The organism is Pokkaliibacter sp. MBI-7 (assembly GCF_029846635.1).
Taxonomy (GTDB): domain Bacteria; phylum Pseudomonadota; class Gammaproteobacteria; order Pseudomonadales; family Balneatricaceae; genus Pokkaliibacter.
The window spans coordinates 3176221-3201785 of record NZ_JARVTG010000001.1; the positions used below are offsets into that span (position 1 = coordinate 3176221).

Consider the following 25565-nt stretch of genomic DNA (forward strand, 5'->3'; position numbering starts at 1 on the left):
TCATCATGCCGAGGGCGCCGGTGTCATGAATACGATCTGGCTATACATGCTGTCTGACAGATGAAACAGCACCAAATACTGACCATTACCGCTGAAAGCGGGCGATTTGATGCATTGATAGACCAGCGGTTTGTACACCTCCTCCCCTAGCTGTTGCAGTGTACTGACCGGGCAGCCTGAGCGGTCCAGATCTGCGATCAGTGAGTACCAGTGGCTGGGCCTTTTCTGTGGCAGTTCGAGCAGCCAGGGGCGGAAATCTTTGTCTATGAAGAGATCATGGATGAAGGTTTTCAGATCCGTTTCCAGATTGGAGCGAGTATCACTGGTCAAAATGGACTCCCTGTTCTGTGCAGCGGCCAATTCAGTTTTGCATAAGCGCGTTATCTCATCTACATTACCCGTCACCTCTCATCCAACAGAGCCCATACCATGTTCAGCCACTCACGCCTTATTGCGAAAGCCGCCTGCGCTGCTCAGCCTGCTGGCGTGACCCTGCCTGTTAGCCGTGACTCTGTTGTGTCGTCTGTCGCGCCGCCCCCCGGCGCACCTCATAGTGTGGCTCCTCCTGTGTTGATCGTAGTAGTCCACTAAGCCTCTGTTTTTACTGGTTCTCTTCAAACCGCGTGACGGCTGAACGTTCGCGTTAGCTGCGTGCGTCCGCTGGCTGGAGATCTGTACGGCTATTCTTACAGGCGATACATCATGTCTTTGCGTTCCATCAACTGGGCCGCCCTTGGCTCGACGACGTTATTTGTGCTGCTGTGGAGCAGTGGGGCGATTTTCTCCAAGTGGGGGCTGCATTACGCCTCACCCTTTGCCTTTCTGATGCTGCGTTTTGTACTGGCGGCCGCAGTGCTGTTGCTGCTGGGCTGGCGTGTGCGGCAGTGGCGACCACAGCCGGGAACCTGCCGGCGGGTGGCGATGGCCGGAGCACTGCTGATTGGCAGTTATTCGGTCTGCTATTTTCTGGCGCTGGATCAGGGGATCACCCCCGGCGTGCTGGCCACGGTGCTGGGTGCCCAGCCGGTGCTGACGCTGGCCTTGCTGGAGCGTCGCTTCCAGCCAGTGCGTCTGCTCGGGCTGCTGCTGGCCATTGCCGGGCTGGTGCTGGTGGTCTGGCAAAGCATCACACAGGCTCATTTCTCACTGGCGGGGATCCTGTTTGCGCTGGGTGCGCTGCTGAGCATGACGGCCGGTGCCATTCTGCAGAAAGGGATCAGTCAGTCACCCCTGCAGGTGCTGCCGCTGCAGTATGGCCTGAGCCTGCTGCTGTGCCTGCTGATCAGCCCCCTGCAGCCGTTAACGCTGCAATGGGACTGGGGATTTGTGATCCCCTGGATCTGGCTGGGGCTGGTGATTTCCGTCTGCGCTCAGCTGTTGCTGTACCGGCTGATCCGGCGGGGCAATCTGGTCAATGTCACCAGCCTGTTCTATCTGGTGCCGGTGGTGACAACACTGATGGACTTTATCTTCCTCGGTAATCTGCTGCCCTGGAGTGCGATGGCGGGGATGGTCGCCATTCTGCTGGGCGTGATGCTGGTCTATCGCGCCTGATGGACTGACAAACCGGGCAGCACACTGCCCGGTTTGTTCTGTCTGTCATGCCCGCTTGATGCAGCCACTGTGGTTATTTACGCACACAGAAATAGCCGCCGCCGGGGAACTCCTGACCTTTGGCATCCATGGCATGTGGATGATAGCCGATAGCTTTGTAGTGCACTTTATCGGTGTTCAGCGTGGCACATTCTGCTTTGGCATCCATCATCAGCTCTGCGGGCACGGGGCCAAAGGCCGTTGGCCGGTCCCAGATCTGGCTGGTGCCGTCTTTGGGGTCAGTTATCAGTCTGGGTGGGGTGTCACTGGGCTGTTTACCAACCTGAACGGCACAGCCACCGAGCAGGGTGGACGCAAGGATAACGACGAACAGAAAGCGGATATGTGTTGTCATTTTGGGTATCCAGCACTGACGGTAACGATAAATTCCGGAGGTGGTGAGCAGGCCTGCTGCTCACTGTCGGTGAAAGTATGGTCTACCCCGGCAACTTTGCGCGCGGCTGGCACAAAAATGCTGGCCAGCGCCGTTTCCGGTTGCGCTGCCTGCGACGATCACTGCTGGCCACGCGTTAGCCGCCCGCATCACTTCCCCAACTTTCCGGATAGCCTTCGTCCACTAAGCGGATAGTCCCTCCGCACAGAACCTCGTCTAATCAGTGTCATCTGCTTCGTCCAACGACTCTGCAAGGGGATGACCGATGACGACTTCCAAATCTGTCCCACAGTGGCAGGACTATATTCAGGGCTGCCTCGATTTCCGCCCCGCTGAAGGGATTTACCGCATTGCTCGTGACATGTTTACCGAGCCTGAGCTGTTTGATCTGGAGATGGAACTCATCTTCGAGAAGACCTGGATCTATGCCTGCCACGAAAGCGAGATTCCCAACCCCAACGATTACCTGACCATGCGTGCCGGGCGTCAGCCGATGATCATCACCCGTGATGGCAGTGGCGAGCTGCACGCGCTGGTCAACGCCTGCCAGCATCGTGGCACCACCCTGACCCGCATGGGGCGTGGTAACCAGTCGACCTTTACCTGTCCGTTCCATGCCTGGTGCTACAAGAGCGATGGCCGGCTGGTGAAGGTCAAGGCGCCGGGCGAATACCCTGACGGTTTCGACAAGGCCACCCGTGGTCTGAAAAAAGGCCGTATCGCCTCCTACAAGGGCTTTGTCTTTATCAGTCTGGATACCGAAGGCAGCGACAGCCTCGAAGACTATCTGGGCGATGCCCGCATCTTCTTCGACATGATGGTGGCGCAGTCGCCCACCGGTGAGCTGGAAGTACTGCCCGGCAAGTCTACCTATACCTTCGATGGCAACTGGAAACTGCAGAACGAGAACGGCCTCGACGGTTATCACGTCAGTACCGTGCACTACAACTACGTGGCCACCGTGCAGCACCGTCAGCAGGTCAATGCCGAGAAGGGCGGAGCCAGCAGCACCCTCGACTACTCCAAGCTGGGCGCCGGTGACAGCGAAACCGACGATGGCTGGTTTGGCTTCCGCAATGGCCACACCGTGCTGTTCAGCGATATGCCCAACCCGGCTGTGCGCCCCGGTTATGCCACGGTGATGCCGCGTCTGGTGGAGGAATATGGCCAGCAGAAGGCGGAGTGGATGATGCACCGCCTGCGTAACCTCAATATCTATCCCAGCCTGTTCTTTATGGATCAGATCAGCTCGCAGCTGCGTATTGTCCGCCCGGTGGCGTGGAACAAGACCGAAATCATCAGCCAGTGCATCGGCGTCAAGGGCGAGTCGGACAAGGATCGCGAAAGCCGCATCCGTCAGTTCGAGGATTTCTTCAATGTATCCGGTCTCGGTACCCCCGATGATCTGGTGGAGTTCCGCGAGGCCCAGCGTGGTTTTCAGGCACGTCTGGAGCGTTGGAACGACATCAGCCGTGGCAATGACCGCTGGCAGTATGGCCCGACCTTCAACTCCGATGTGCTGGGGATTCAGCCCACCATTACCGGTACCGAATTCACCCACGAGGGTCTGTACGTCAACCAGCACGGCGCCTGGCAGCAACTGCTGCTGAAAGGTCTGGAGCGCAAGTCACTGAGCCTGAAGGAGGTGTGAAATGAGTCAGTTGCAGCACGATATTGAACAGTTTCTCTACCACAAGGCCGCACTGTGCGACGCCCGTGACTGGGACGCCTATCTGGAGCTGTTTACCGAAGACAGCGAATTTCATGTCCCGCAGTGGGATTCGGAATACGAGTACACCACCGATCCCAGGCGTGGCATGTCGCTGATCTATTACAGCAACCGTTCAGGGCTGGAAGACAGGGTATTCCGCCTGCGTACCGGCAAGTCAGCGGCGTCCAACCCGCTGCCACGTACCCTGCATCAGGTCAGCAATGTGCGCATCAGCGAAGAGGGCGACGGACAGCTGGAAGTGAAGGCAGGCTGGCACACGCTGTATACCCGTCTGGGCCTGTCGGAGCAGTTCTACGGTCAGGTGACTTACACCCTGGTACCCGCCGGTGACAGCTGGAAGATCCGCCGCAAGCACGTGGTGCTGTTCAATGACGTGATCAATTCCGTGCTGGACTTTTATCACCTGTAGTACGCGGTCACGGCGTTCACCTGCCGTTTTCCACCTCCGGCATTAGCGCAGGGGGTAGGGTGGCGGTGAGGTACGAACCGCACCGGGGCGTCCGCGAGGCAGTCACTGCGTTCGCCCGCAGTGCCCCACCTCAGGCGATAGTGCAGGAGGTAGGGTGGCGGAGAGGTACGAACCGCACCGGGGCGCCCCGCGAGGCAGTCACTGCGTTCGCCCGCAGTGCCCCACCTCAGGCGATAGTGCAGGAGGTAGGGTGGCGGTGAGGCACGAGCCGCACCGGGTCGCCCACCAGACGGGCGGCACGATGCTTCATCTACTCCAACAAGATCAATCCACCCGGGCGTTCAGCCCGGCGTGGCGCAGCACAGAGACAGTCCTATGCAACATAACGTGGCGTTCAGTTTTGCCGACGGCAAAACCCTGTTCTTCAAGGCCAAGCACAATGAGCTGCTGCTGGATGCGGCTTTGCGCAATGGCATCACCATTCCGCTGGATTGCCGTGAAGGGGTATGCGGCACCTGCAAGGGCCGCTGTGAATCGGGCCGTTATGAGCAGGACTATGTGGATGAAGAGGCCCTGACCGAACAGGAACTGGCCGAGCGTGCCATTCTGACCTGTCAGACCCGGGTGCACTCGGCGGCGTCGTTCTACTACGACTTTGACTCCAGCCTGTGCAGTCAGGAAGGCACCCAGACCCTGCAGGCCACGGTGACCTCGGTGCAGCAGGTGTCACCGACGACCGCCATTCTGCATCTGGATGCCAGCGCCAGCAGTAGGCTGGATTATCTGCCCGGTCAGTATGCCCGTATCCGTATTCCTGATCTGGAAGGGGAGGTATGGCGCTCCTATTCCTTTGCCACCTGTCCCAATGACCGCAATCAGCTGCAGTTTCTGATCCGCCTGCTGCCAGGCGGCGCCATGAGCGACTACATTCGCCATCGTTGCCAGCCCGGTCAGCAGCTGACACTGGAAGCCCCGTTCGGCGCTTTCTATCGCCGCCATGTCAGCAAACCCCTGTACATGCTGGCGGGAGGCACCGGCTTGTCGGCCTTTCTCGGCATGCTCGATGAACTGGCCGAACAGGGCGGCTGTGGCCAGCCGGTGACGCTGTATTACGGTGTCACCACCGAGGCTGACCTGTGTGAACTGGAGCGGCTGCAGAGGTATGTGACGCGTATCCCCGGCTTCAGCTGGCATGCGGTGGTGATGAAACCGGCGGAGACGTGGCAGGGCAAATGCGGCGTCATCCCTGACCATCTGGATGTGTCGCTGCTGCAGGGGCAACCGTTCGACATGTACATGTGCGGCCCGCCACCGATGGTGGAAGCGGTACGCCAGTGGCTGAGCCAGCAGGAGATCACAGGCGGCCAGCTGTACTTCGAGAAATTTGTCGAAAGCAACAGCAAGGACTGAGCAGGTTTTCACTACTGAATGTTTACGGAAGCACCCGGCGATGGCTGTCCATTGTCCTCGCCGGGTGCGAATAAAAAGTGCACGCACTGCGCAATAAAACGGATAGCAAAAGTGCAATTTCAGGATAGCCACAGTGCATTAGCTGGGTTACAAATGGACATCCAGCAGGCCGCTGCCTGACACAACAGACCGCCTCTACCCGGCTTGTGGGGAGAAGGCCGGTGATCATGCCCGTGCACAAGCAGGCTTCACATTCGCACCACGCAGTACCCGCAACTGAGCAGTATGCAGTACCCGCAGTAGTCACAATTGAGTTTCAACACAACGACCGGCGCCGCCTGTGCGAGCTGTCGGCAGAGCGCTGTTGTCTGTCACCGTAGGCCTGAGTGCAGCGGGGCAGATAGCGAGATCTTGATTGCAAAGAGCCAGGGTGATTTGAATGCCAAAACAGTCCTATGTATCCAATCCTTCGCGTTTTTCCACCGTATCTCAGCGCCTGTTGCCAGGCCTCTGTAGTGCCGCACTGCTAATGGCAGGCAGCAGCCTGCTGAGTACCGCCGTGGCGGCTGAACCCGTCAAGCTGGGAATGATCACCACCCTGTCGACCAAGGGCGGTTATCTGGGTGAAGACATGCGTGATGGCTTCAAGCTGGCCGTCGAGCAGGGCAAGGGCAGCCTCGGTGGAATACCGGTGGAGCTGCTGGTGGATGACGATGCCGGTGATCCGCAGAAGGGTAAGCAGATTGCCGAGCGCATGATCAAGAGCGACAAGGTCGACATGATGACCGGCATCATGTTCTCCAACGTGGCCATGGCCGTGGTGCCGAGCGTGCTCAAGGACGGCCTGTTCTTCGTCGGTGCCAACGCGGCCCCGGCACCTTTCGCGGGCAAGATGTGTAACCCCAACTATTTCAACGTCGCCTATCAGAACGACAACATGCACGAAGCCATGGGCGAATACCTGACCCAGCAGGGCTACAAAAGCGTATTCCTGATCGCGCCCAACTATCCGGCAGGTAAGGATGCGCTGACCGGCTTCAAGCGGTTCTACAAGGGCGAGATCAAGCAGGAGGTCTACACCAAGCTGGACCAGTCTGACTATGCTGCGCTGATTTCGCAGATTCGTGCTGACAAGCCCGATGCGGTGTTCTACTTCCTGCCCGGCGGACTCGGAGTCAACTTCCTCAAGCAGTACGATCAGGCTGGCATGAAGAGCGAAGTGAAGATCTTTGGCCCCGGCTTCTCCTTTGACCGCCGTCTGCTGGGCGCGGTCGGTGCGGCCGCCGAAGGTGTGATGAACAGTTCCGAATGGAATGACGATCTGCCCGCGGCGGGCAATGCCGAGTTTGTGCAGGCATTCCACACCGCCTATGGCCGTTACCCGACCCTTTATGCGGCTCAGGCCTACGATGCGGCCAACCTGATCGGCAGTGCGCTGAAGCAGGTCGATGGCAAGCTGGATGACAAGGATGCGGTGCGCAAGGCGCTGATGGCCGCTGACTTCAGTTCGGTGCGGGGCAGCTTCCGTTTCAATACCAACCACCATCCGATTCAGGACATCTACGTGCGTCAGGTCATCAAGCTGGACGATGGCAGCTATGCCAACAAGACCGTCAGCAAGGTGTTTGAGCAGCATCAGGATGCCTACGTCGGCGAATGCAAGATCTGAGAACCTGTCTGCGACCGGCTGTACGCCGGTCCGCAGCCTGTTCTGAACGTAGTGCAGCGGGCGGTAACCACGTCCGCTGCCGGCAGCGCCTGACGGGTTGAATGGGTCAGGAGCTGTCGTCGCAGGGTGGAGACGGAGCATTATGATTTTGTTTCTCGAACAACTGCTGAACGGCCTGCAGTTCGGCGTCATGCTGTTTTTGATGGCGTCCGGGCTGACACTGGTGTTCGGTATCATGAACCTGGTCAATCTGGCCCACGGTTCCTTTTATATGATCGGTGCCTTCGTGGCGGCGGCCATTGTCGCCAGCAGTGGCAGCTTTGTACTGGGCCTGCTGGGCGCACTGCTGGCCACGGCGATTCTCGGTATTGCCGTGGAAATGCTGATATTCCGCGTGCTGTACAAGCGTGATCACCTCGAACAGATTCTCGCCACCTTCGGCATCATCCTGTTCTGCAACGAAGCAGTGCAGGTGATCTGGGGTAAGACCCCGCTGTTCTTCGATATTCCCGCCGCGCTGTCCGGCTCGGTGGAGTTGCTGCCGGGGCTGAATTATCCGCTGTTCCGTATTGGTGTGATTGGCGTCGGTATCGTCGTGGCGGTGTTCCTCTATCTGCTGATCAACCGCACCCGTCTGGGCATGGCGATCCGTGCCGGTTCCTCCGATCGCGAGATGATTGCTGCCCTCGGCGTCAACATCAAACTGCTGTATTCGCTGGTGTTTGGGCTGGGGGCACTGCTGGCTGCGCTGGCAGGAGTGATGGCTGGGCCGATTCTGTCGGTGGAAAGCGGCATGGGTGAAAGCATCCTCATTCTGACCTTTGTGGTGATCGTCATCGGTGGCATCGGCTCCATCAAGGGGGCGCTGGCCGGAGCGGTGCTGGTCGGGGTGGTGGACACCCTGGGCCGGGCTTTTATGCCTGAACTGATGCGCATGGCGCTGTCTGGCGGTGCTGCCGACAGCATGGGTGCCACACTGTCGTCGATCCTGATTTATCTGCTGATGGCGGTGGTACTGATCTTCCGGCCAAGAGGGCTGTTTAATGCAAACCACTAAAACGACAACACTTGCGGCACCGCTGCCGGGTGCGTCGGCTCCCGCCCGTGCTGAGCGGCGCTGGCCGCTGTCACGTCAGCTGACATGGCTGACCTTTGCCCTGCTGCTGAGCCTGCCGCTGCTGCTCAGCGTGCTGGACAACACCTTCCTGCTGACGCTGGTCAGCCGCTGCATGATCTACGGCATTGCCGCCATCAGCCTCAATCTGATTCTTGGCTACGGTGGCATGCTCAGCCTTGGTCATGCCGCCTTCTTCGGTATCGGTGCCTACGTGGTAGGCATCACCGCGCAGAATTTCATGTACGGTACGGCACTGATGGAATGGCCGTTCGAGCTGGCAGCCAGTAACGATGCCATCGTCGTGTGGCCCGTGGCGATCCTGCTGTCAGCGCTGGCAGCGCTGCTGATCGGTGCCATCAGCCTGCGTACCAGCGGGGTGTACTTCCTGATGCTGACCCTGGCCTTTGCGCAGATGATCTACTTCATCTTTGTTTCGCTGGATCAGTACGGCGGGGACGACGGCATGAACCTGATGAGCCGCAATACCCTGCTGGGCTTTGATCTGGATAACGACCTGACTTTCTATTACGTCTGCTTCGGCTGTCTGCTGCTGATCTATCTGCTGGTGCAGCGCCTGATTGCGGCACGGTTCGGCATGGTGCTGCGTGGCTGCAAGCAGAACGAGCAGCGCATGCAGGCCATGGGCTTCCCCACCTATCGCTACCGGTTGATGGCCTTTGCTCTGGCCGGTGCCGGTGCCGGGCTGGCCGGGGCGCTGATTGGCAACCAGATGGAATACGTCAGCCCCAACCTGTTGCACTGGAAAATGTCCGGTGAACTGATGGTGATGGTGTTGCTGGGCGGTCTCGGCACTCTGCTCGGGCCTTTGTGGGGAGCCTTTGTATTCCTGCTGGTGGAGGATGTGCTGTCCGGTATTACCGAACACTGGATGCTGTTTTTCGGTCCCTTCCTGGTGCTGGTGGTGCTGTTTGCCAAAGGCGGCATCTACGGCTATCTGATTCGTAAGGAGCAGCCATGAGCACGACCGATACGCCGGTATGGGCGCTGGAAGCGCGCGGACTGGTCAAGCGTTATGGCCAGCTGGTGGCCACGGACCATGCTGACCTCTGTGTCGCCAAAGGTGAGCTGCATGCGCTGATCGGCCCCAACGGGGCAGGTAAGACCACGCTGATCAAGCAGCTGTCGGGGGAAATCTTCTCCGACAAGGGACAGCTGCACTTCAACGGTGAAGATATTACCCGCATGCCCATCCATCAGCGTGCCCATCGGGGGCTGGTGCGCTCGTACCAGATCACCTCGATCTTTGAAGAAATGACAGTGGCCGATAACGTGGCGCTGGCAGTACAGGCGCTGCAGGGCCACAGCTTCCGTTTCTGGCGGCCGGCGGCGACCGACCGGCGTCTGCGTGATCCGGCCATGCACTGTCTGGAGCGAGTCAGGCTGGGCCATCGTGCCGCGGTGCTGGCCGGTAATCTGGCCCATGGCGAGAAGCGTCAGCTGGAAATCGCCATGACGCTGGCGGCGGAGCCCAGCATGCTGCTGCTGGATGAGCCGATGGCCGGCATGAGCCCGGAGGAATCGGGGCAAATGGTGGAGTTGCTGCAGGCACTGAAGGGCGAGCACAGCATCCTGCTGGTGGAACACGATATGGATGCGGTGTTCTCGCTGTCCGACCGCCTGACGGTGCTGGTCTACGGCAAGCCGCTGGTGACTGGCACGGCGGCGGAAATCCGCAACGATCAACGGGTACGTGAAGCCTATCTGGGCGAGGAGGCGGCCTGATGCTGCAAGTCAAAGGGATCGAAACCTACTACGGCAGCAGTCAGGCGCTGTTCGGTGTGGATCTGCAGGTGGAAGAGGGGCAGGTGGTGACCATGCTCGGCCGCAACGGCATGGGCAAGACCACCACTGTCAGTTCCATCATGGGCATGCGCTCGCCCAAACGCGGCGAGGTGACGCTGGACGGGCGCAAAGTCTCGCATCTGGAATCCTATAAGGTGGCGCGGCTGGGGATCGGGCTGGTGCCGGAGGGGCGCCGGGTCTTCCCCAACCTCAATGTCCGCGAGAACCTGCTGGCGGCGGCCAGTCAACGTCAGGGCAATGCCTCACCGTGGACGCTGCAACGGGTCTATGAACTGTTCCCGCGGCTGCAGGAGCGGCAGTTCAATATGGGCAATCAGCTGTCCGGCGGTGAACAGCAGATGCTGGCCATTGGCCGGGCGCTGATGATCAACCCGCGCCTGCTGATTCTGGATGAAGCCACCGAAGGGCTGGCACCGATCATCCGCGATGAAATCTGGGCCTGCCTGACGTACCTCAAATCTCAGGGGCAGTCGATTCTGGTCATCGATAAAAATCTGGACGCACTGTTGCGCATTGCCGATCACCATTTTGTCTTGGAGAAGGGCAGGGTGGTATGGCAGGGTAATTCGGCCCAGCTGCAGCAGGAACCTCAGGTGCAGCACCGTTATCTGGGCATCTGATTCTTCGTACCGTCGAGAGTAACGCTACCTATGAGTTTGTATCGTACCTTCCGCACCGAGGTGGAAATCAACGCCCAGTATGACCCCACCATTGGTCTGGACCGTCAGGCTATCATGAGTCACTACGCCGACCAGAGCGCCGCCACGCTGGTGGCACTGGGGCTGCCACGCACGGAGCGATTCGGCCCCACCCGGGCGGAATATCTGGATATCTTCCCGGCGGCGCAGCCACAGGCGCCGGTGCATGTGTTTCTGCATGGCGGCTACTGGCGCGCGGGGTCCAGTGCTGACTATGCGCTGGTGGCGCGGCAGCTGGTCGGGCATGGCATTACTGTGGTGGTGGTCAACTATGCCCTGTGTCCGGTGGTGGCGCTGGGGGAAATCGTCCGCCAGTGCCGCGCGGCACTGGCCTGGGTGTACCAGCAGGCGGACAGCTTTGGTGGCGACCCTGAGCGCATCACGGTATCGGGGCATTCCGCCGGTGGTCATCTTAGCGCCATGATGCTGGCCACTGACTGGGCCGGTGACTATGGCCTGCCTGCCGATCTGGTCAAAGGCATCGTGGCGATCAGCGGGCTGTTTGATCTGCGCCCGTTCCCGCATTCCTGGCTGCAGCCGTCACTGTACCTGACCAGTCGTGATGTCGAGCGCTATAGCCCGCAGTTTCTGCCGGTGCTGAACCGGGCACCGGTACGGCTGCGGGTAGGGGCGCTGGAGAGCAGTGAGTTTCACCGCCAGTCGAAAGATTATCTGACGGTGCTGCTGGAGCGTGGTATCGACGCCGATTACCTGCCGTTGCCGGAAGTCGATCACTTTGGCGTGCTGGATTACTTCTTCGCCGAAGGCGGTCAGTTGGTCAGGGATGTGCTGGGTTTCTACAACCAGCGTTGAAAGGGTCGTCACGGACTGCCGGTGCGATTTACCGCACAAAAGCCGGTGCGATTCACTGCGCTCATCACACCCTACTTGGGACGTCTGCCAGGTGCCTGATGCCGGTGTGACGGTAGGGAGCGGTGGGGTACGAACCGCACCGTGTATGAAGCCGATTTTCCGTGGCAGAGCGGTGATGCTGTGGCGATCAGGCCCGGTAGCCGCGCAGAAACAGTGCCACGCTGTTACGCAGATAGGCGTGATGAGCGGCGGACTGGGCGTCATAGGGCAGGCCCAGTTTGCGCCGCAGATGGCCTTCCCCCATCAGCATCATCAGCAGCTGCACGGCAGCTTCATAGGGATCGCTGATGGCCAGTTCACCACGTCCGGCGACCAGCTGCAGATACTGCGTCAGCAGCCGGATGACGTTCAGCGGCCCTTCATTGAACAGCAGATGACCCAGATGGGGCTGCTGGTCGGCGCTGCTGATACAGGTACGCAGCACCCGTATGGCATCGTCTGACAGCACCAGTTCGCTGAACGAGCGGGCAAAGCGCTGCAGCTGCACTTCAACGCTTTCCTGCTGATTGAACATGTCTTCCGACAGATTAGCCTGCTGACACTTGGCGCGAATAGCGGCGACAAACAGGTCGTCCTTGCTGCCAAAGTGGCTGTAGATAGTCTGCTTGGAGACGTCCGCTTCCCTGGCGATGGCATCCATACTGGTATTGACGAAGCCCTGGCTGCAAAACAGCTCCATGGCGGTTTCCAGAATACGCTGGCGTTTCTCTTCGCTGCGGCTCAGGGGGCGGGACGGCTCGCTCATAGTTCTCCGTTGGCTGGCGGGTCTGGCTGAAGGGGTAAGTGTAAGGGCTGAGCGGTTGAGATAACAGACAGCGGCTTTTGCCTGCGGTCTGGGCCGCGAAGGGTTTTTTTACCGGGAAGACGGTTTTCCTGCTGCGTTGAAAGGGGTATAACTTCCGCTTCTCCACGGTTGCCTGTCGCTGCAGCACCTGTTGCAGGTGATGGACAGCATCGTCGGTAGTCAGCTGGTTATGTGCCCCAAGCGGGCATCTTCGCTTTATGTCACAAGGCCTCGCCATGAAAAACGTTATCAAGGAAAGCAATCGCTTAATTCTCACCGCTACCTGTCCTGCCCGTTCCGGCATCGTTGCTGGCGTGTCGTCTTATCTGGCCAATTGCGGTTGCTATATCAGTGAACTGGCGCAGTTTGATGACGAAGACAACGGCAAGTTCTTCATGCGTGCGGTGTTCCGTATCGAGGGTGAAGTCGACCATACCGTCGACAGCATTCGTGCCGGTTTTCAGGCGGTGGCCGAAGGCTTCGAGATGGACTGGAACATCTATGACGGCAATAAGCCCAGCAAGGTGCTGATCATGGTTTCCAAATTTGACCACTGTCTGGGTGACCTGCTCTATCGCCTGCAGAAAGGCGAACTGTTTATGGAAGTCACCGCGGTGGTGTCGAACCATCTGGATCTGCGCCCCATGGTGGAGCGTGAAGGTATCCGCTTTATCTACCTGCCGATCACCAAGGACAACAAAGCTAGTCAGGAAGAGCAGCTGCTGCAGATTGTCCACGAAACCGGTACCGATCTGGTGGTGCTGGCGCGCTACATGCAGATTCTGTCCAACAGCCTGTGCGCCCAGCTGCAGGGGCGTGCCATCAATATCCACCATTCCTTTCTGCCCGGTTTCAAGGGCGCCAAGCCTTATCATCAGGCCCACGAGCGCGGGGTGAAGCTGATTGGCGCCACGGCGCATTACGTCACTGCGGATCTGGACGAAGGCCCGATCATCGAGCAGGTGGTGCAGCGTGTGGATCACTCCAGCCGTCCCGATGATCTGGTGGCCATTGGCCGTGAAACCGAGACCCAGGCACTGGCGCGGGCGGTTAAATACCATATTGATCACCGCGTGTTTCTGGACGGCAACAAGACGGTGATTTTCCGTTAAGTCGCGACACGCCGCAGATCGTGAATACGTTCTGAATCAAACAGGGGCTGCCTGAGTATCAGGTGGCCCTTTTTATTTCTGCTGGATATTGGCTTGAGCTGGCTATTGGCCCCTGCTGCGGGGCGCTGGAAATGGCAATGCAAGAGGAGAGTAAGCGAATGCGACAAGCCATAGTGCACATTGCTCTGGTGGTCAGGGATTACGACGAGGCCATCGATTTCTACGTCACCAAGCTGGGCTTTGAGCTGATTGAAGACAGCTATCAGCCCGAACAGGACAAGCGCTGGGTGGTGGTGTCACCGCCCGGCTCCAGCGGCGTGACGCTGCTGCTGGCACGGGCCTCCGATGAAGAACAGCAGGCCTTTATCGGCAATCAGGCTGGTGGCCGGGTATTCCTGTTCCTCAAGTCCGATGATTTCTGGCGTGACTACCAGCGCATGGAGACGCTGGGCATCCGCTTTATCCGCCCGCCCCAGCAGCAACCCTACGGCACCGTGGCAGTGTTTGAAGACCTGTACGGTAACCGCTGGGATCTGTTGCAGCTCAATGAAGATCACCCCATGTACAGCAGGAACTGACGAGGGCAGGCCACTGCTGCGAACACAGAGAACCTGACACCATGAGCGAGCCGTTGCTGCGTCTGACAATCTTCATGGCGGTGTTGCTGCTCCTGCTGAGCTGGGAAAGTCTGCGACCACAGCGGCCCTGGCAGCAACCGCGTGGACGCCATCTGCTGACCAATTTCGGCCTGCTGCTGGTGGACGTGCTGGTGCAGCGCTTTACTCTCGGTGCTGCTGCTATCGTGGCGGCGGTCTATGCCCGGCAGCAGGGCTGGGGGCTGATGCCTTTACTGCCATTACCGGCGTCGCTGCTGACGGTGGTCGGGATCATCCTGCTGGATCTGGCCATCTACGGGCAGCATGTGCTGAGCCATCGGCTGGGCTGGTTGTGGCGCCTGCACCGGGTGCATCACAGTGACCTTGATCTGGATGCTTCCACGGCGCTGCGTTTTCATCCGCTGGAGATTCTGCTGTCGCTGCTCTACAAGGTGCTGGTGGTCATGCTGCTGGGCGTATCGCCCGCGGTGGTGTTGTGGTTTGAGGTGCTGCTGAACAGCGCGGCGCTGTTCAATCATGCCAATATCCGCCTGCCGGTCAGGCTGGAGCGGCCTTTACGCTGGTTAGTGGTGACACCGGCCATGCACCGCGTGCATCACTCCGTACATGCCGAGGAAACCCACAGCAACTTCGGCTTTATGCTGTCGTGCTGGGACAGGCTGTTCGCCACCTATCGTGCGCAGCCGCAAGACGGCCATGAAGCCATGGCACTGGGGCTGCCACAGTATCGGCGGGTGCTGGGAGTGAGAGCGCTGTTGCTGCAGCCGTTCCGGGCCAACCACGAAACGACTGCAGGGCGACGTCCGTAAAGACAGAAGGCGAATGGGGGGCTCAGGGGCAGCTTGCCCGTATCACCAGTTCGGTGGGAATCACCACCTGAGTGTCGTCGGTCAGGCCCAGAAACAGACGGGCTGCCTGTCGGCCCTTTTCCACATTCTGCTGATGCACTGTGGTCAGGCTCGGGCTCATGATCTGTGCTTCGGGGATATCATCAAAACCGATAATCCGTACGTCCTCCGGCACCCGTAGCCCCAGATGCTGGGCGCACTGGGTCGCGGCCTGGGCAATACGGTCACTCATACACAGCAGCAGGTCAGGGCGGGGGAAGCTCATCAGTGCTTCACGCGCGGCCTGCTGGGCAAACTTCAGGCTGTTGCTGGGAATATTCCAGATCCAGTCGGTGGTCAGGGGGACGTCCACTTCCGCCAGTGCCTGCTGATAGCCGCGCAGGCGCTGAATCGATACCGAGGCGCTGGCATCCAGCAGTTCTTCCTGGGTGACCCGGCAGACCCGGTCCGTGTCCACCAGTCGCAGGCCCAGTACTGCCACCTGTTGGGGGCGTTGACGCAGGGCATGGCGGGCGCTGTCGAGTGCGCCTTCCTGATTGGTGACATTGACGGCGGGGAAGTCCTGCCAGTTGAAATCAACGGTGACGATGGGTTTGTGCTGCTGTAGCAGGCGGGAAAGAATGGTGCTCTGAATCGGCGCGCCGTAGACGATGAAGCCATCGACCATGCTGTCCGGCAGCTGGGTATAGCCGCTGCCGTGCGGGGCGCTGGAGAGCAGCAGCATGTGGGTCTGCTGCTCGTCGAACACTTCCGCCACGCCGTGCAGAAACTCGCTGGCTACCGGGTCGGTGACGCTGTAGCTGAGGTTATCCGACAGCACGATGCCTACAATACCGGAGCGTCCGGTACGCAGGCTGCGTGCGGTGGCGTTGGGGCCGTGATAGCCCATGCGCTGGCACTCGCTGAGGATGTGCCGGCGCAACTCAGCGGAGAGCTGATCCGGACGATTGAAGGCGTTGGAAATCGTGGCAGTGGAGACCTTGAGGGCTCTGGCCACGTCTTTCAGGGTCAGTTTCTTCGCTGTGGTTTGTGGACTCATGTGCTGTTGGCTGTTCGGACCGGTTGATTGGCTTCGTCCAGCAGCCCCTGCTGCTGGATCAACACCCGTGGATAACTCCGTCCCTGCTGGTCAAACAGGTGACACTGTTGCGGCGCAATCACCAGCCCCACCTGATCGCCGAGGCGTGGGGAGCGCGGGCCACTGTCACGAATCAGCAGCGGCTCGGTATCGTCCTGACAGGCAACGTAGATAAAACGCTCGTTGCCCAGATACTCGATATTGATCACTTCGCCCTTCGGGCCATGGGTCGGGGCCGCCAGTTGCAGATGCTCAGGGCGGATACCGAGGGTTATTCTAGCCCCATTCTCCAGGCCATGAACGGGTATAGGACTTAAGTCTAGGTCGCCGAATCGATCCAGCTGCAGGCTGACGCTGTCTTTGGTGACGCGGGTCACTGTGCCGCTGATCAGATTCATCTTCGGCGAGCCGATAAAGCCCGCGACAAAGGTCGTCGCCGGATGTTCGTACAGTTCATAGGGTGTGCCTACCTGCTCCACCCGACCGCCGCTGAGCACCACGATCTTGTCAGCCAGCGTCATGGCTTCTACCTGATCATGGGTGACATAAATCATGGTGGAGCCGAGGCGACGATGCAGCTTGGCAATTTCCATGCGCATCTGTACCCGTAGCGAGGCGTCCAGGTTCGACAGCGGCTCATCGAACAGCATCACCCGTGGCTCACGGGCGATGGCGCGACCCATGGCCACCCGCTGGCGCTGGCCGCCGGACAGGGCACGGGGTTTGCGCTGCAACAGGGTATCCAGCTGCAGAATTCTGGCGGTGTTTTCTACCCGTTCGGCGACAGTCTCGCGGCTGGCTTTGGCCAGCTGCAGGCCAAAGGCGATGTTGTCGTACACCGTCATGTGCGGGTACAGGGCGTAGGACTGGAATACCATGCCGATGCCGCGCTCTTTGGGCGGCAGGGCGCTGACTTCCTGTGTGTCGATATAGAGCTCGCCGGAGTTAATGTCCTCCAGCCCGGCAATCACCCGCAGCAGGGTGGACTTGCCACAGCCGGACGGGCCGACAAACACCACGAACTCACCGTCGCCAATGCTGAGATTGACGTCCCGCAGGATATGCGCCGCACCATAGTGCTTATTTATTTTTTTCAGAGTCAGGCTGGCCATGATCTCGTCTCCTGCAGGAGGCCTTGCCTCCTGCTGTGTTACTGGGGATGCAGCGGTCAGAGGCTGGCGAACAGCCCCTGATAAGGCGCCACAACCATCTCGTCACCGTCGATTTCGCCGCGCAGGCCATGGCCTTCCAGCAGCTGCCGGATAGCACAGGGCAACGGCTGGCGATGTGGCTGGTCGCTGAGGTTGATCACCACCAGTAGTGACTGCTCTTCACAGCGGCGAATCCAGCACAGCAGCTCGCCGGTATGGTCGAGCACCTCGATACTGCCTTTGATCAGCGCCGGCTGTTGCTGGCGCCAGCGCAGTAGTTGACGCATCCGCTGCAGTACGCTGCCTGTCAGGGCTTCCTGCTCGGCTACGGCCAGTGGCAGATGGCGTTCATCCACGGGTAACCATGGCTCGACGGTGGAGAACTCACCCTGCACGGCATTGCGCCAGACCATCGGCGTACGGCAGCCATCACGGCCCTTGTACTGTGGCCAGAACGGCAGGGCGTAAGGGTCCTGCAGACGCTCGAACGGCACCTCGGCCTCCGGCAGCGCCAGCTCTTCGCCCTGATAGATACAGACGCTGCCGCGCATGCTGATCAGCATCGCCATCGCCGCCACGGCAAAGTCTTCACGCTGCTGACGGCTTTGCTGCGGATCATCGTTCCAGCGGCTGACACAGCGCACCACATCGTGGTTGCTCAGTGCCCAGCACGGCCAGCCATCGCCCACCGCGTCTTCCAGACGGCGAATGACGGTGCGGATATAGGTCGGGTCATGGGGCTGGTTAAGCAGGTCAAAGGTGTAGGCCATGTGCAGCTTGTCACCGCCACTGGTGTACTCGGCCATCCGCTGCAGCGGGAAGTCATCGCCGATCTCGCCGACCATGGTGCGGTCGGGGAATTCATCCAGCAGAGTGCGCAGCTGCTGCAGAAAGACCAGGTTTTCCGGGCGGCTGATGTCATACAGATGGCGCTGGAAGGAGTAGGGGTTGTCATCCTTCACGCCGAGGCTTTTCGGCTGATCAGCAGGCAGCGGCGGGTTGTCGCGCAGCAGCGGGTCGTGGAAGTAGAAGTTGACGGTATCCAGCCGGAAACCATCCACGCCCAGCGCCAGCCAGAAGCGGATGGCGCCCAGCAGCGCCGCCTGCACCTCCGGGTTGTGCAGGTTGAGGTCGGGCTGGCTGGCGAGGAAGTTGTGCAGGTAATACTGGCGACGACGGCTGTCCCAGGCCCAGGCACTGCCACCGAACAGTGACAGCCAGTTGTTGGGCGGGCTGCCATCGGCTTTGGCGTCGGCCCACACGTACCAGTCGGCTTTGGCGTTGTCGCGGCTCTGGCGGCTTTCCGCAAACCACGGGTGCTGGTCGGAAGAATGGCTGATGACCTGATCGATCATCACCTTCAGACCCAGCCCGTGGGCCTTGTCCAGCATGGCGCGGAAATCATCGAGACTGCCGAACATGGGGTCTACGTCGGTGTAGTCAGCCACGTCGTAGCCGAAGTCTTTCATCGGTGAGGTGAAGATGGGCGACAGCCACACCGCATCGACACCGAGGCTGGCGATATATTCCAGACGGGCGGTGATGCCGGGCAGGTCGCCGATGCCGTCATGGTTGGAATCCTGATAGGAGCGGGGGTAGATCTGATAGATCAGCGCACCGCGCCACCAGTCGGGATTGGGTGCAGTTTTGGATACATCAGTCATGGTCGTACTCGGTAACGGTAGAGGTTCATTGACAGACAACAGACCGGGGCACGGGCATCAGCCCTTGACGGCCCCGGCGGTCAGGCCGGAAACAATGCGCCGCTGGAACACCAGCACCAGCAGGATCAGCGGTATCGTCACCACCACCGAGGCGGCCATGATGATGCCCCAGGGCAGTTCGTACTGGCTGCCGCCACTGATCAGGGCGATTGCGACCGGCACAGTGCGCTGGCTGTCGGTGAGGGTGAAGGTCAGGGCGAAGAGGAATTCATTCCAGGCGGCAATAAAGGCCAGCATGCCGGTGGTGACCATGGCGGGCCACAGCAGCGGCATCAGTACCCTGGTCAGCGTCAGCCAGGGGCTGGCACCGTCGACAATGGCGGCCTCTTCCAGCTCTTTGGGTAGCTGGCGCATAAAGGTGGTCAGCACCCAGACGGTAAAGGGCAGGGTGAACAGGGTGTAGGAAAACACCAGCCCCAGCGGGTTGTTGTACAGGCCCAGACCGCGGATCACTTCAAACAGCCCGGACAGCACCGCCACCTGCGGGAACATCGATACCCCCAGCACCAGCGTCAGTACGCTGCCCCGACCTTTGAAGTCAAAGCGGCCAAGGGCATAGGCGGCGGTCAGACCGAGCAGCAGCGATACCGCCACTACCAGGGTCGAGACCAGTACCGAGTTGAACAGGCTGCGCAGGAAGGACGGGCGGCCCAGAATGGTCTGGTAGTTGCTGACGTTAAGATGATCAATCCAGTAGCTGACCTGAAACAACTCACCGCTGCTTTTGAGCGAGGTCAGCACCGCGTAGTAGAACGGGAACACGCAGAACAGCACGATGCACAGCACCAGCATCGCAAAGCCGATGCGACCCAGCAGGCGCGGCCAGGAAAATGCTCTCATCACAGATCTCCTTGCAGGCGCTTGCGGCCAAGGTAGAGCCAGGCCAGGGTCAGCAGGGCAATAAACAGGAACAGCAGGGTGGAGGCAGCGGAGCCGTAACCGACTTCCTGAAACTCCACCAGTTGCTGGCGGGCGAACACCGACATCGACATGGTGTCGGCGCTGTTGGAAGTCAGCACATAGATGACATCGAACACCCGCAGTGCATCCAGCACGCGGAAGGTCACCGCCACCAGCAGGGCCGGTGTGATCAGCGGCAGGGTGACGCGGAAGAACACTCTGACCGGATGAATGCCATCGACACGGGCGGCCTCGTAGCAGTCGGAGGGCAGCATCTGCAGCGCGGCGAGAATCAGCAGCGCCATAAAGGGGGTGGTTTTCCACACATCGACGATCACCACTGCCCACAGCGACAGACTGGAGTTGGCGGTCCAGGCCAGTGGCGCATCCAGAATGCCGAGGCTGATCAGCAGGTGGTTGAGGATGCCGAACTGGTCATGCAGCATCCAGCTCCACATCTTGGCCGAGACGATGGTCGGGATAGCCCAGGGGATCAGCACCGCTGCGCGTACCAGTGCCCGGCCGGGAAACTGGGCGTTGAGCACCAGCGCAAACACCATGCCCAGCACCAGCTCCAGCGACACTGATACCAGGGTAAAGAACAGGGTATTGCGCACTGCTCCCCACCACTGCGGATCAGCCAGTACGCCGTACCATTCGCCATCGTCGTAGCTCAGATAGTTTTCCAGGCCAATAAAGTGCGCCTCATGCAGCGTGCTGAAACTGGCGTCGGTAAAGCTGAACCAGATGGTGCGCAGCAGTGGCCAGCCGGCCACCAGTAACAGCACCACCAGCATCGGCAGCAGAAACAGCCAGGCGGCACGCACCCGCGTGCGGCTCAGGCGCCCCTTGGGGGGCGCACTGGCTGCCGGGGCCGCCGTCCGCAGCTTGTCGGTCGCGGAGGTGGACATGGGGCTTTTCCTCAGTCGAATAGCAAAGCGGATGATCAGCGCAACAGGCGCTTGAGTTTGTGCTGCAGGTCTTTGGTGGCCTTGTCCGCCGGTTGCGAACCGGCCAGCACCTCATGCACGGTATTGAAGAAGGCGTTGCTGACCTGACCGTACTTGTCGCCGCTGATGGAGCTGGGGCGCGGTACGCCGTTGACGAAGACGTCGTACAGATCCTTGAAGAAGGGCACAGCAGTGGTGACCTCGGCATCCTGATACAGTGCCGGACGGGTCGGGTTGTAGGTGCCCTTGATGGCCCGGCGTTTCTGTTCTTCATAGCTGGTCAGGTAGCTGACCAGATCAGCGGCCAGTTGCGGATGCTGGCTGTATTTCGATACCGCCAGCTGCCAGCCACCCAGCGTAGCCGCATGTTTCCCGTCTTCCCCACCTTTGGGCAATGGTGCGACACCGACTTTGTCCTTTATCGGGCTGTCGCTGGCTTGTGCCAGTGACCAGGCGTAGGGCCAGTTACGCATGAAGGCGGCGTTGCCGGTCTGGAAGACGCCGCGCGCTTCCTCTTCGGCGTAGTTCAGTACGCCCTCGGGAGAGATGGTATTGACCCAGGATTTGGCCTGATTGAGTGCAGTGATGACGCCCGGGTTGGTGACATCCACCTCACCTTTGGCATTGATCAGGGTGCCGCCATTATGGCTGTAGACCCACTCCAGTGCGTCACAGGTCAGCCCCTCGTAGGCCCGGCCCTGCCACACGTAGCCCCACATCTGGCTGTTGCCCGCCTGTCGTTCACCGTCCTGAATGACTTTGGCGCTCTGGCTCAGTTCACTCCAGGTGGCGGGGACCGGCAGCTTGTACTTTTCCAGCAGATCCTTGCGGTAGAACAGCAGCCCGGCATCGGTGAACCAGGGCATGGCCACCAGTTTGCCGTTGATGGTGTCGTTGCTGATCATACTGGGGAAGAATTCGGCCTGATCCTTGATGTAAGGGGTCAAATCCAGCAGCTGGCTGGCCAGCATGCCGGGCCAGATCACATCGATCTGCAGCACATCCAGATCCGTCGAGCCTGCTGACAGGATCTGCTGATACAGCGACAACCGTTCGGTGGAGGAGTTGGGGGTCGAGACCAGTTTGACGGTGTTGCCGGTCTTCGCGGCCCAGGCATCCACGCCTTCCTTGCACAGTTGCAGCTCGGCACCCACGGCGCCGCAGGAGATGGACAGGGTTTCGCTGTGCGCCACAGGGGCGAGCATCACCAGACCCAGCAAAGGGAGGTACTTGGTTTTCATCGTGTTGGTTACCCGTTGTTGTATTTCTTATGCGGAGCGTACGCCTGAATCCGGTAGGTCGTGTTTTCTGTAACGATTCAGAACGACGAAGTAATCCTAGACAGAGTTGACCTCAGGCGCAAGTCACTTTCTGTCTGGAGGTCAGAATGATTCTGTATTGATTAAGTTTGGCGTTAGGCAGTCAGTGCTGTAGCCCTTTTTGTCCGGAGTTGGCAGATGCCCGTAACGACTTGGATGCCCGCTAGACAGCGCATTTCAGCAAGTGTGCTGACTAGCGACAAGGTGAAGAAAAATGCGTCATGGCTGCTGTCTGTGGGTTGTTGTTTATCTATTTTCTTAAATGATTAAGTTGGATATTTGAGAAAATTTATCTGTGTGAGAGCAGGCGTCAGGTTCATATACATCAGCCATACATCATTTTTGTTGAATTTATTTTTTCTTACGATCATTAAATTTTACATATGTGTGCCTGAGCAGATGTTTTAACGTTCCCTAAGCCATCCTGCCTGCAAAAATAGTGATTGTTTTTCGTACTGAACTGTCGTTATGCTTGGCGGCGGCAATATTTGCTGATCTTCTTAATCGATTAACAATAATAAATTCTAAGGAGACGGACGGATGTGTTGTCCCTGCTTAAGGCTATCTGCGACGTTGATTCATCGTTATTTGAAGCCATTGGAGGAGCCCGCTGAGCTGGCTTGCTCTGACTTTTTGTCTATATCGATACAGTCTATTGACGGTGATGGCAGCCCTGATGCAGGGCGGTCATAGCCGCTGATCCTTTTCACTCAGGCTGAGTCTTTTCCGAAGTACGGCTACGGCGTTGTGCCGTTAGCAGGGACTGCTATTGCCTGCGGTTTACCAGACTGACGTTTCGCGTCGGCTAACCAATACGCTGGTCAGCTCTGACTGCAGTGTGGATTACCAATAAATCTAATAATGAGATCAAGGAGTTACCCTTTATGTTGAGTCGAGTATTGAGAGACAGGGGCTGTGCCCAGGGACGCCTGAAACATTCTGCGCTGGCACTGGCCGTCAGCACTGCGCTGTTTGGTACGGGGGCTCAGGCCCAGAGCAATGCCGAGCAGGTCAGGGATCTGGAAGCGCGTATCGCCAAGCTGGAACAGCAGCTGCAGCAGGTCACTGCACTGGCGGTGCAGGCCAAGACCACCGCCAATGCAGCATCAACGACGGCCGAACAGGCCAGTTCTACTGCTTCACAGGCCAGCGCGACGGCCTCGCAGGTCAGTGCGTCAGCGCTGACTTCGACCAGAAAGGAAGTGGTGGATACGGCTAATTCCCTGGAATTTCATGCTTCGGCTCGTTCTGGTACCTCTACCAATGGTGATATGAAAACGATCGAAGGGTCTGGCCCCTATATCACTCCGGCGGGTAGTTTGGGCGGGGCAGTGGGCCGCCTGGGTCTGGAGACTGATACCTATGTGGAAACGCAGCTGGTGAAAAATTTCACCAGTGATAGTGGCGGCTGGGCTCGTTACACGGTAATGATCGCCGACGGGGTCAACAGTAATAACGACTGGACCGGTGGTGACAACGGCATCAACGTGCGTCAGGCAAATGTAGAAATGGGCAATTTACCCAGCCTTAAAGGGACCGCCTTTCAGGACGCGACGCTGTGGGCCGGTAAGCGCTTTGACAAGAAAAATTTCGATATCCACTTCTATGACAGCGATATCGTCTTCCTCTCCGGCACCGGCGCCGGTTTCTACGACGCACAGGTCATGCCGGACTGGAAAACCAGTTTCTCGGTGTATGGCCGCGACTTCCTCGACAGCAACGATGAGGAAGGTAATGACATCAAGAGCTATATCGCCACCAGCAACAACTTCATCGGCAACTGGCAGGTCATGCTCAATGCCATGCGCGCCAAACACAATGATGATGGCGATAATGGTCGTGCAACTTCCGGCTATCACGGTTTACTGGCCTACCATGCGCCTAGCTTCTACGGCCTGAGTGACGGTTTTGCCAAAACTGGCGTGCTTTATGGTCATGGTCTCGGCGCCGAAGTCAAACGTCTGGGCGCGGTCGACACCCTGCAGCATGATGCTGAAGCCGTGCGTGTTTTCACCTATGGCACCACCGACATCAACGACAACTGGAAAATTGCGCCGGCGCTGCTGGCGGAAACCAGCAAGAATCGCGTGAATGAGGGCGACAGCTATAAGTGGGCGTCCCTCAACCTGCGTCTGACGGATGCCCTCAGCGAGAACTTCGAGATGCAGTATGAAGGCACCTACCAGTACATGAATCTGGACAGCACCTTCGCCAAGGCCAAGGGCGATTTCTACAAGCTGACCGTGGCGCCGACCTTCAAGCTGGATACTCAGGCAGGCTTCTTTGCCCGGCCAGAGATCCGTCTGTTCGGCACCTATATGGGCTGGGATAAGGATCTCAACCGCTTTACCTACGATGGCAGCCGCAGTACCGATTTCGGTAATACCGGCTTTACCGGCAGCAGCAAGTGGCTGGTCGGAACACAAATGGAGCTTTGGTTCTGAGCGCTTGTGCCCACGTAGTGGCGACGGTGCGTCAGGGACACCGCAATTTCTGCGCGCTCTGAGGCACGGTGTCACGGCCGTTGCACCGGTCGCACAGCCGACGCGGCGGTAAACTGACGACTTCGTTTGATTCCTTCCCTTTAAGCAGCACCGCGGTGCTGCTTTTTTCGTTCTGTCTGATCCTGAAAGGGTATTCAGGCAAAGTCGGCAGGGCAGAGGATATCCATGGCTTCACCGCTGGCAGGGTGCTGGAAACCCAGTCCTGCGGCATGAAGCAATAGCCGTGGGGCGGCTGCAAAGGCCTGCGGATGGGCATAGAACTCATCACCGAGGATCGGATTACCCAGCGACTGCAGGTGCACCCGCAGCTGATGGGAACGACCGGTAATGGGGGTGAGCCTGAGCAGGCTGCTGTCAGCATCCTGTTGCAGCAGCTCATAGTGGGTCTGCGAAGGCTTGCCTAAGACAAAGCAGACTTTCTGCCGTGGGCGCCGTGGCCAGTCGCAGATCAGCGGCAAATCCACCCTACCTTGTGGCTGTCGCAGTGCCCCCCATACCCGGGCGACATAATGCTTGCGGGTGCGACGCAGCTCAAACTGGCGCTTGAGGGCGCGCTCCGCTTCCTTGTGCAGGGCAATCAGCATGATACCGCTGGTGGACATATCCAGCCGGTGCACGGCCTGCGCCTCGGCATGCTCCTGCCACACCCGGGTCATCACACTGTCCTGATGGCTGGGCAGGCGACCGGGCACCGACAGCAGGCCGCTGGGTTTGTTAATGACCAGCAGATGCTCATCGGCATAGAGCGTGTCCAGCCAGGGTGTTAGTGGTGGGGTGTAGGTCAGATACATAAAGGCATAGGGTGCGGCGGTAAAGGGGGCGCCCATGATGCAGCAATCGCTGCGGTGTGAAAAGTCAG

At 59.2% G+C, this 25565-nt stretch carries 24 protein-coding genes; 14 read left to right on the forward strand and 10 right to left on the reverse strand.

The window, feature by feature from the left end; all coding sequences use genetic code 11:
* Window positions 1–3: 3 nt before the first annotated feature.
* Window positions 4–330: a hypothetical protein gene (locus QCD60_RS14180; RefSeq protein WP_279786341.1), complete on the reverse strand. Its 327-nt coding sequence runs from the start codon at window positions 328–330 to the stop codon at window positions 4–6.
* A gap of 372 nt (window positions 331–702) precedes the next feature.
* Between QCD60_RS14180 and QCD60_RS14185 the strand changes: the two genes are divergently transcribed.
* Window positions 703–1554, forward strand: a complete 852-nt coding sequence (locus QCD60_RS14185) for a DMT family transporter (RefSeq protein WP_279786343.1) — start codon at window positions 703–705, stop codon at window positions 1552–1554.
* Between the two features lie 73 nt (window positions 1555–1627).
* Here the strand turns inward: QCD60_RS14185 and QCD60_RS14190 are convergent, their stop codons facing one another.
* On the reverse strand, window positions 1628–1948 hold the full coding sequence (locus tag QCD60_RS14190; RefSeq protein ID WP_279786345.1) for a hypothetical protein: 321 nt from the start codon (window positions 1946–1948) through the stop codon (window positions 1628–1630).
* 304 nt (window positions 1949–2252) lie between these two features.
* On the opposite strand from QCD60_RS14190, the gene antA reads away from it, so the two are divergent.
* From antA to QCD60_RS14235, 9 genes are all read left to right on the forward strand, one after another.
* A complete protein-coding gene (gene antA, locus QCD60_RS14195) occupies window positions 2253–3638 on the forward strand; it encodes an anthranilate 1,2-dioxygenase large subunit (RefSeq protein WP_279786347.1) in 1386 nt (461 codons plus the stop codon).
* A gap of 1 nt (window position 3639) precedes the next feature.
* The gene (antB, locus tag QCD60_RS14200) at window positions 3640–4128 is read left to right on the forward strand and encodes an anthranilate 1,2-dioxygenase small subunit (RefSeq protein ID WP_279786349.1); all 489 of its coding nucleotides are present in this window, start codon (window positions 3640–3642) and stop codon (window positions 4126–4128) included.
* Between the two features lie 375 nt (window positions 4129–4503).
* On the forward strand, window positions 4504–5538 hold the full coding sequence (gene antC, locus QCD60_RS14205) for an anthranilate 1,2-dioxygenase electron transfer component AntC (protein ID WP_279786352.1): 1035 nt from the start codon (window positions 4504–4506) through the stop codon (window positions 5536–5538).
* 439 nt (window positions 5539–5977) lie between these two features.
* Window positions 5978–7207, forward strand: a complete 1230-nt coding sequence (locus QCD60_RS14210; RefSeq protein WP_279786354.1) for an ABC transporter substrate-binding protein — start codon at window positions 5978–5980, stop codon at window positions 7205–7207.
* A gap of 142 nt (window positions 7208–7349) precedes the next feature.
* Window positions 7350–8264, forward strand: coding sequence for a branched-chain amino acid ABC transporter permease (locus QCD60_RS14215; RefSeq protein WP_279786356.1), 915 nt, complete (start codon window positions 7350–7352; stop codon window positions 8262–8264).
* Complete coding sequence (locus QCD60_RS14220; RefSeq protein ID WP_279786358.1) at window positions 8251–9303, forward strand: branched-chain amino acid ABC transporter permease; 1053 nt, start codon at window positions 8251–8253, stop codon at window positions 9301–9303. The genes QCD60_RS14215 and QCD60_RS14220 overlap by 14 nt, the downstream gene beginning before the upstream one ends.
* A complete protein-coding gene (locus QCD60_RS14225) occupies window positions 9300–10067 on the forward strand; it encodes an ABC transporter ATP-binding protein (RefSeq protein ID WP_279786359.1) in 768 nt (255 codons plus the stop codon). The genes QCD60_RS14220 and QCD60_RS14225 overlap by 4 nt, the downstream gene beginning before the upstream one ends.
* Window positions 10067–10768, forward strand: a complete 702-nt coding sequence (locus QCD60_RS14230) for an ABC transporter ATP-binding protein (RefSeq protein WP_279786361.1) — start codon at window positions 10067–10069, stop codon at window positions 10766–10768. The genes QCD60_RS14225 and QCD60_RS14230 overlap by 1 nt, the downstream gene beginning before the upstream one ends.
* A gap of 30 nt (window positions 10769–10798) precedes the next feature.
* Window positions 10799–11659, forward strand: a complete 861-nt coding sequence (locus QCD60_RS14235; protein ID WP_279786363.1) for an alpha/beta hydrolase — start codon at window positions 10799–10801, stop codon at window positions 11657–11659.
* Window positions 11660–11846: 187 nt separating this feature from the next.
* On the opposite strand, the gene QCD60_RS14240 is transcribed toward QCD60_RS14235, so the two are convergent.
* Entirely contained in the window at window positions 11847–12464 is a 618-nt protein-coding gene (locus tag QCD60_RS14240; protein ID WP_279786365.1) for a TetR/AcrR family transcriptional regulator, read from the reverse strand.
* A 275-nt stretch (window positions 12465–12739) separates the two neighbouring features.
* On the opposite strand from QCD60_RS14240, the gene purU reads away from it, so the two are divergent.
* The 3 genes from purU to QCD60_RS14255 all read left to right on the forward strand — a co-directional run bounded on the left by purU (window position 12740) and on the right by QCD60_RS14255 (window position 15041).
* Window positions 12740–13615, forward strand: a complete 876-nt coding sequence (purU, locus tag QCD60_RS14245; protein ID WP_279786367.1) for a formyltetrahydrofolate deformylase — start codon at window positions 12740–12742, stop codon at window positions 13613–13615.
* Between the two features lie 158 nt (window positions 13616–13773).
* On the forward strand, window positions 13774–14193 hold the full coding sequence (locus QCD60_RS14250; protein ID WP_279786369.1) for a VOC family protein: 420 nt from the start codon (window positions 13774–13776) through the stop codon (window positions 14191–14193).
* 41 nt (window positions 14194–14234) lie between these two features.
* Complete coding sequence (locus tag QCD60_RS14255) at window positions 14235–15041, forward strand: sterol desaturase family protein (protein WP_279786371.1); 807 nt, start codon at window positions 14235–14237, stop codon at window positions 15039–15041.
* Between the two features lie 22 nt (window positions 15042–15063).
* On the opposite strand, the gene QCD60_RS14260 is transcribed toward QCD60_RS14255, so the two are convergent.
* Genes QCD60_RS14260 through QCD60_RS14285 form a run of 6 tightly spaced genes read right to left on the reverse strand, consistent with a single transcriptional unit; the run spans window position 15064 to window position 22124 of the window.
* Window positions 15064–16119: a LacI family DNA-binding transcriptional regulator gene (locus QCD60_RS14260; RefSeq protein WP_279786372.1), complete on the reverse strand. Its 1056-nt coding sequence runs from the start codon at window positions 16117–16119 to the stop codon at window positions 15064–15066.
* On the reverse strand, window positions 16116–17270 hold the full coding sequence (gene ugpC, locus QCD60_RS14265) for a sn-glycerol-3-phosphate ABC transporter ATP-binding protein UgpC (RefSeq protein WP_279786373.1): 1155 nt from the start codon (window positions 17268–17270) through the stop codon (window positions 16116–16118). The genes QCD60_RS14260 and ugpC overlap by 4 nt, the downstream gene beginning before the upstream one ends.
* A 56-nt stretch (window positions 17271–17326) precedes the next feature.
* Window positions 17327–18973, reverse strand: coding sequence for an alpha glucosidase (locus tag QCD60_RS14270; RefSeq protein ID WP_279786374.1), 1647 nt, complete (start codon window positions 18971–18973; stop codon window positions 17327–17329).
* Window positions 18974–19030: 57 nt separating this feature from the next.
* Entirely contained in the window at window positions 19031–19873 is an 843-nt protein-coding gene (locus QCD60_RS14275) for a carbohydrate ABC transporter permease (protein WP_279786375.1), read from the reverse strand.
* On the reverse strand, window positions 19873–20844 hold the full coding sequence (locus tag QCD60_RS14280; RefSeq protein ID WP_279786376.1) for a sugar ABC transporter permease: 972 nt from the start codon (window positions 20842–20844) through the stop codon (window positions 19873–19875). The genes QCD60_RS14275 and QCD60_RS14280 overlap by 1 nt, the downstream gene beginning before the upstream one ends.
* A gap of 35 nt (window positions 20845–20879) precedes the next feature.
* On the reverse strand, window positions 20880–22124 hold the full coding sequence (locus QCD60_RS14285; protein WP_279786377.1) for an ABC transporter substrate-binding protein: 1245 nt from the start codon (window positions 22122–22124) through the stop codon (window positions 20880–20882).
* Window positions 22125–23086: 962 nt separating this feature from the next.
* Here QCD60_RS14285 and QCD60_RS14290 point away from each other — a divergent pair.
* Window positions 23087–24646 (forward strand): carbohydrate porin, encoded by a 1560-nt coding sequence (locus QCD60_RS14290; protein ID WP_279786378.1) that lies wholly within the window; start codon window positions 23087–23089, stop codon window positions 24644–24646.
* A gap of 194 nt (window positions 24647–24840) precedes the next feature.
* Here the strand turns inward: QCD60_RS14290 and rluA are convergent, their stop codons facing one another.
* Window positions 24841–25533 carry a bifunctional tRNA pseudouridine(32) synthase/23S rRNA pseudouridine(746) synthase RluA gene (rluA, locus tag QCD60_RS14295; protein WP_347950206.1) on the reverse strand — a complete coding sequence of 231 codons (693 nt, stop codon included), beginning with the start codon at window positions 25531–25533 and terminating at the stop codon, window positions 24841–24843.
* Window positions 25534–25565 lie beyond the last annotated feature (32 nt).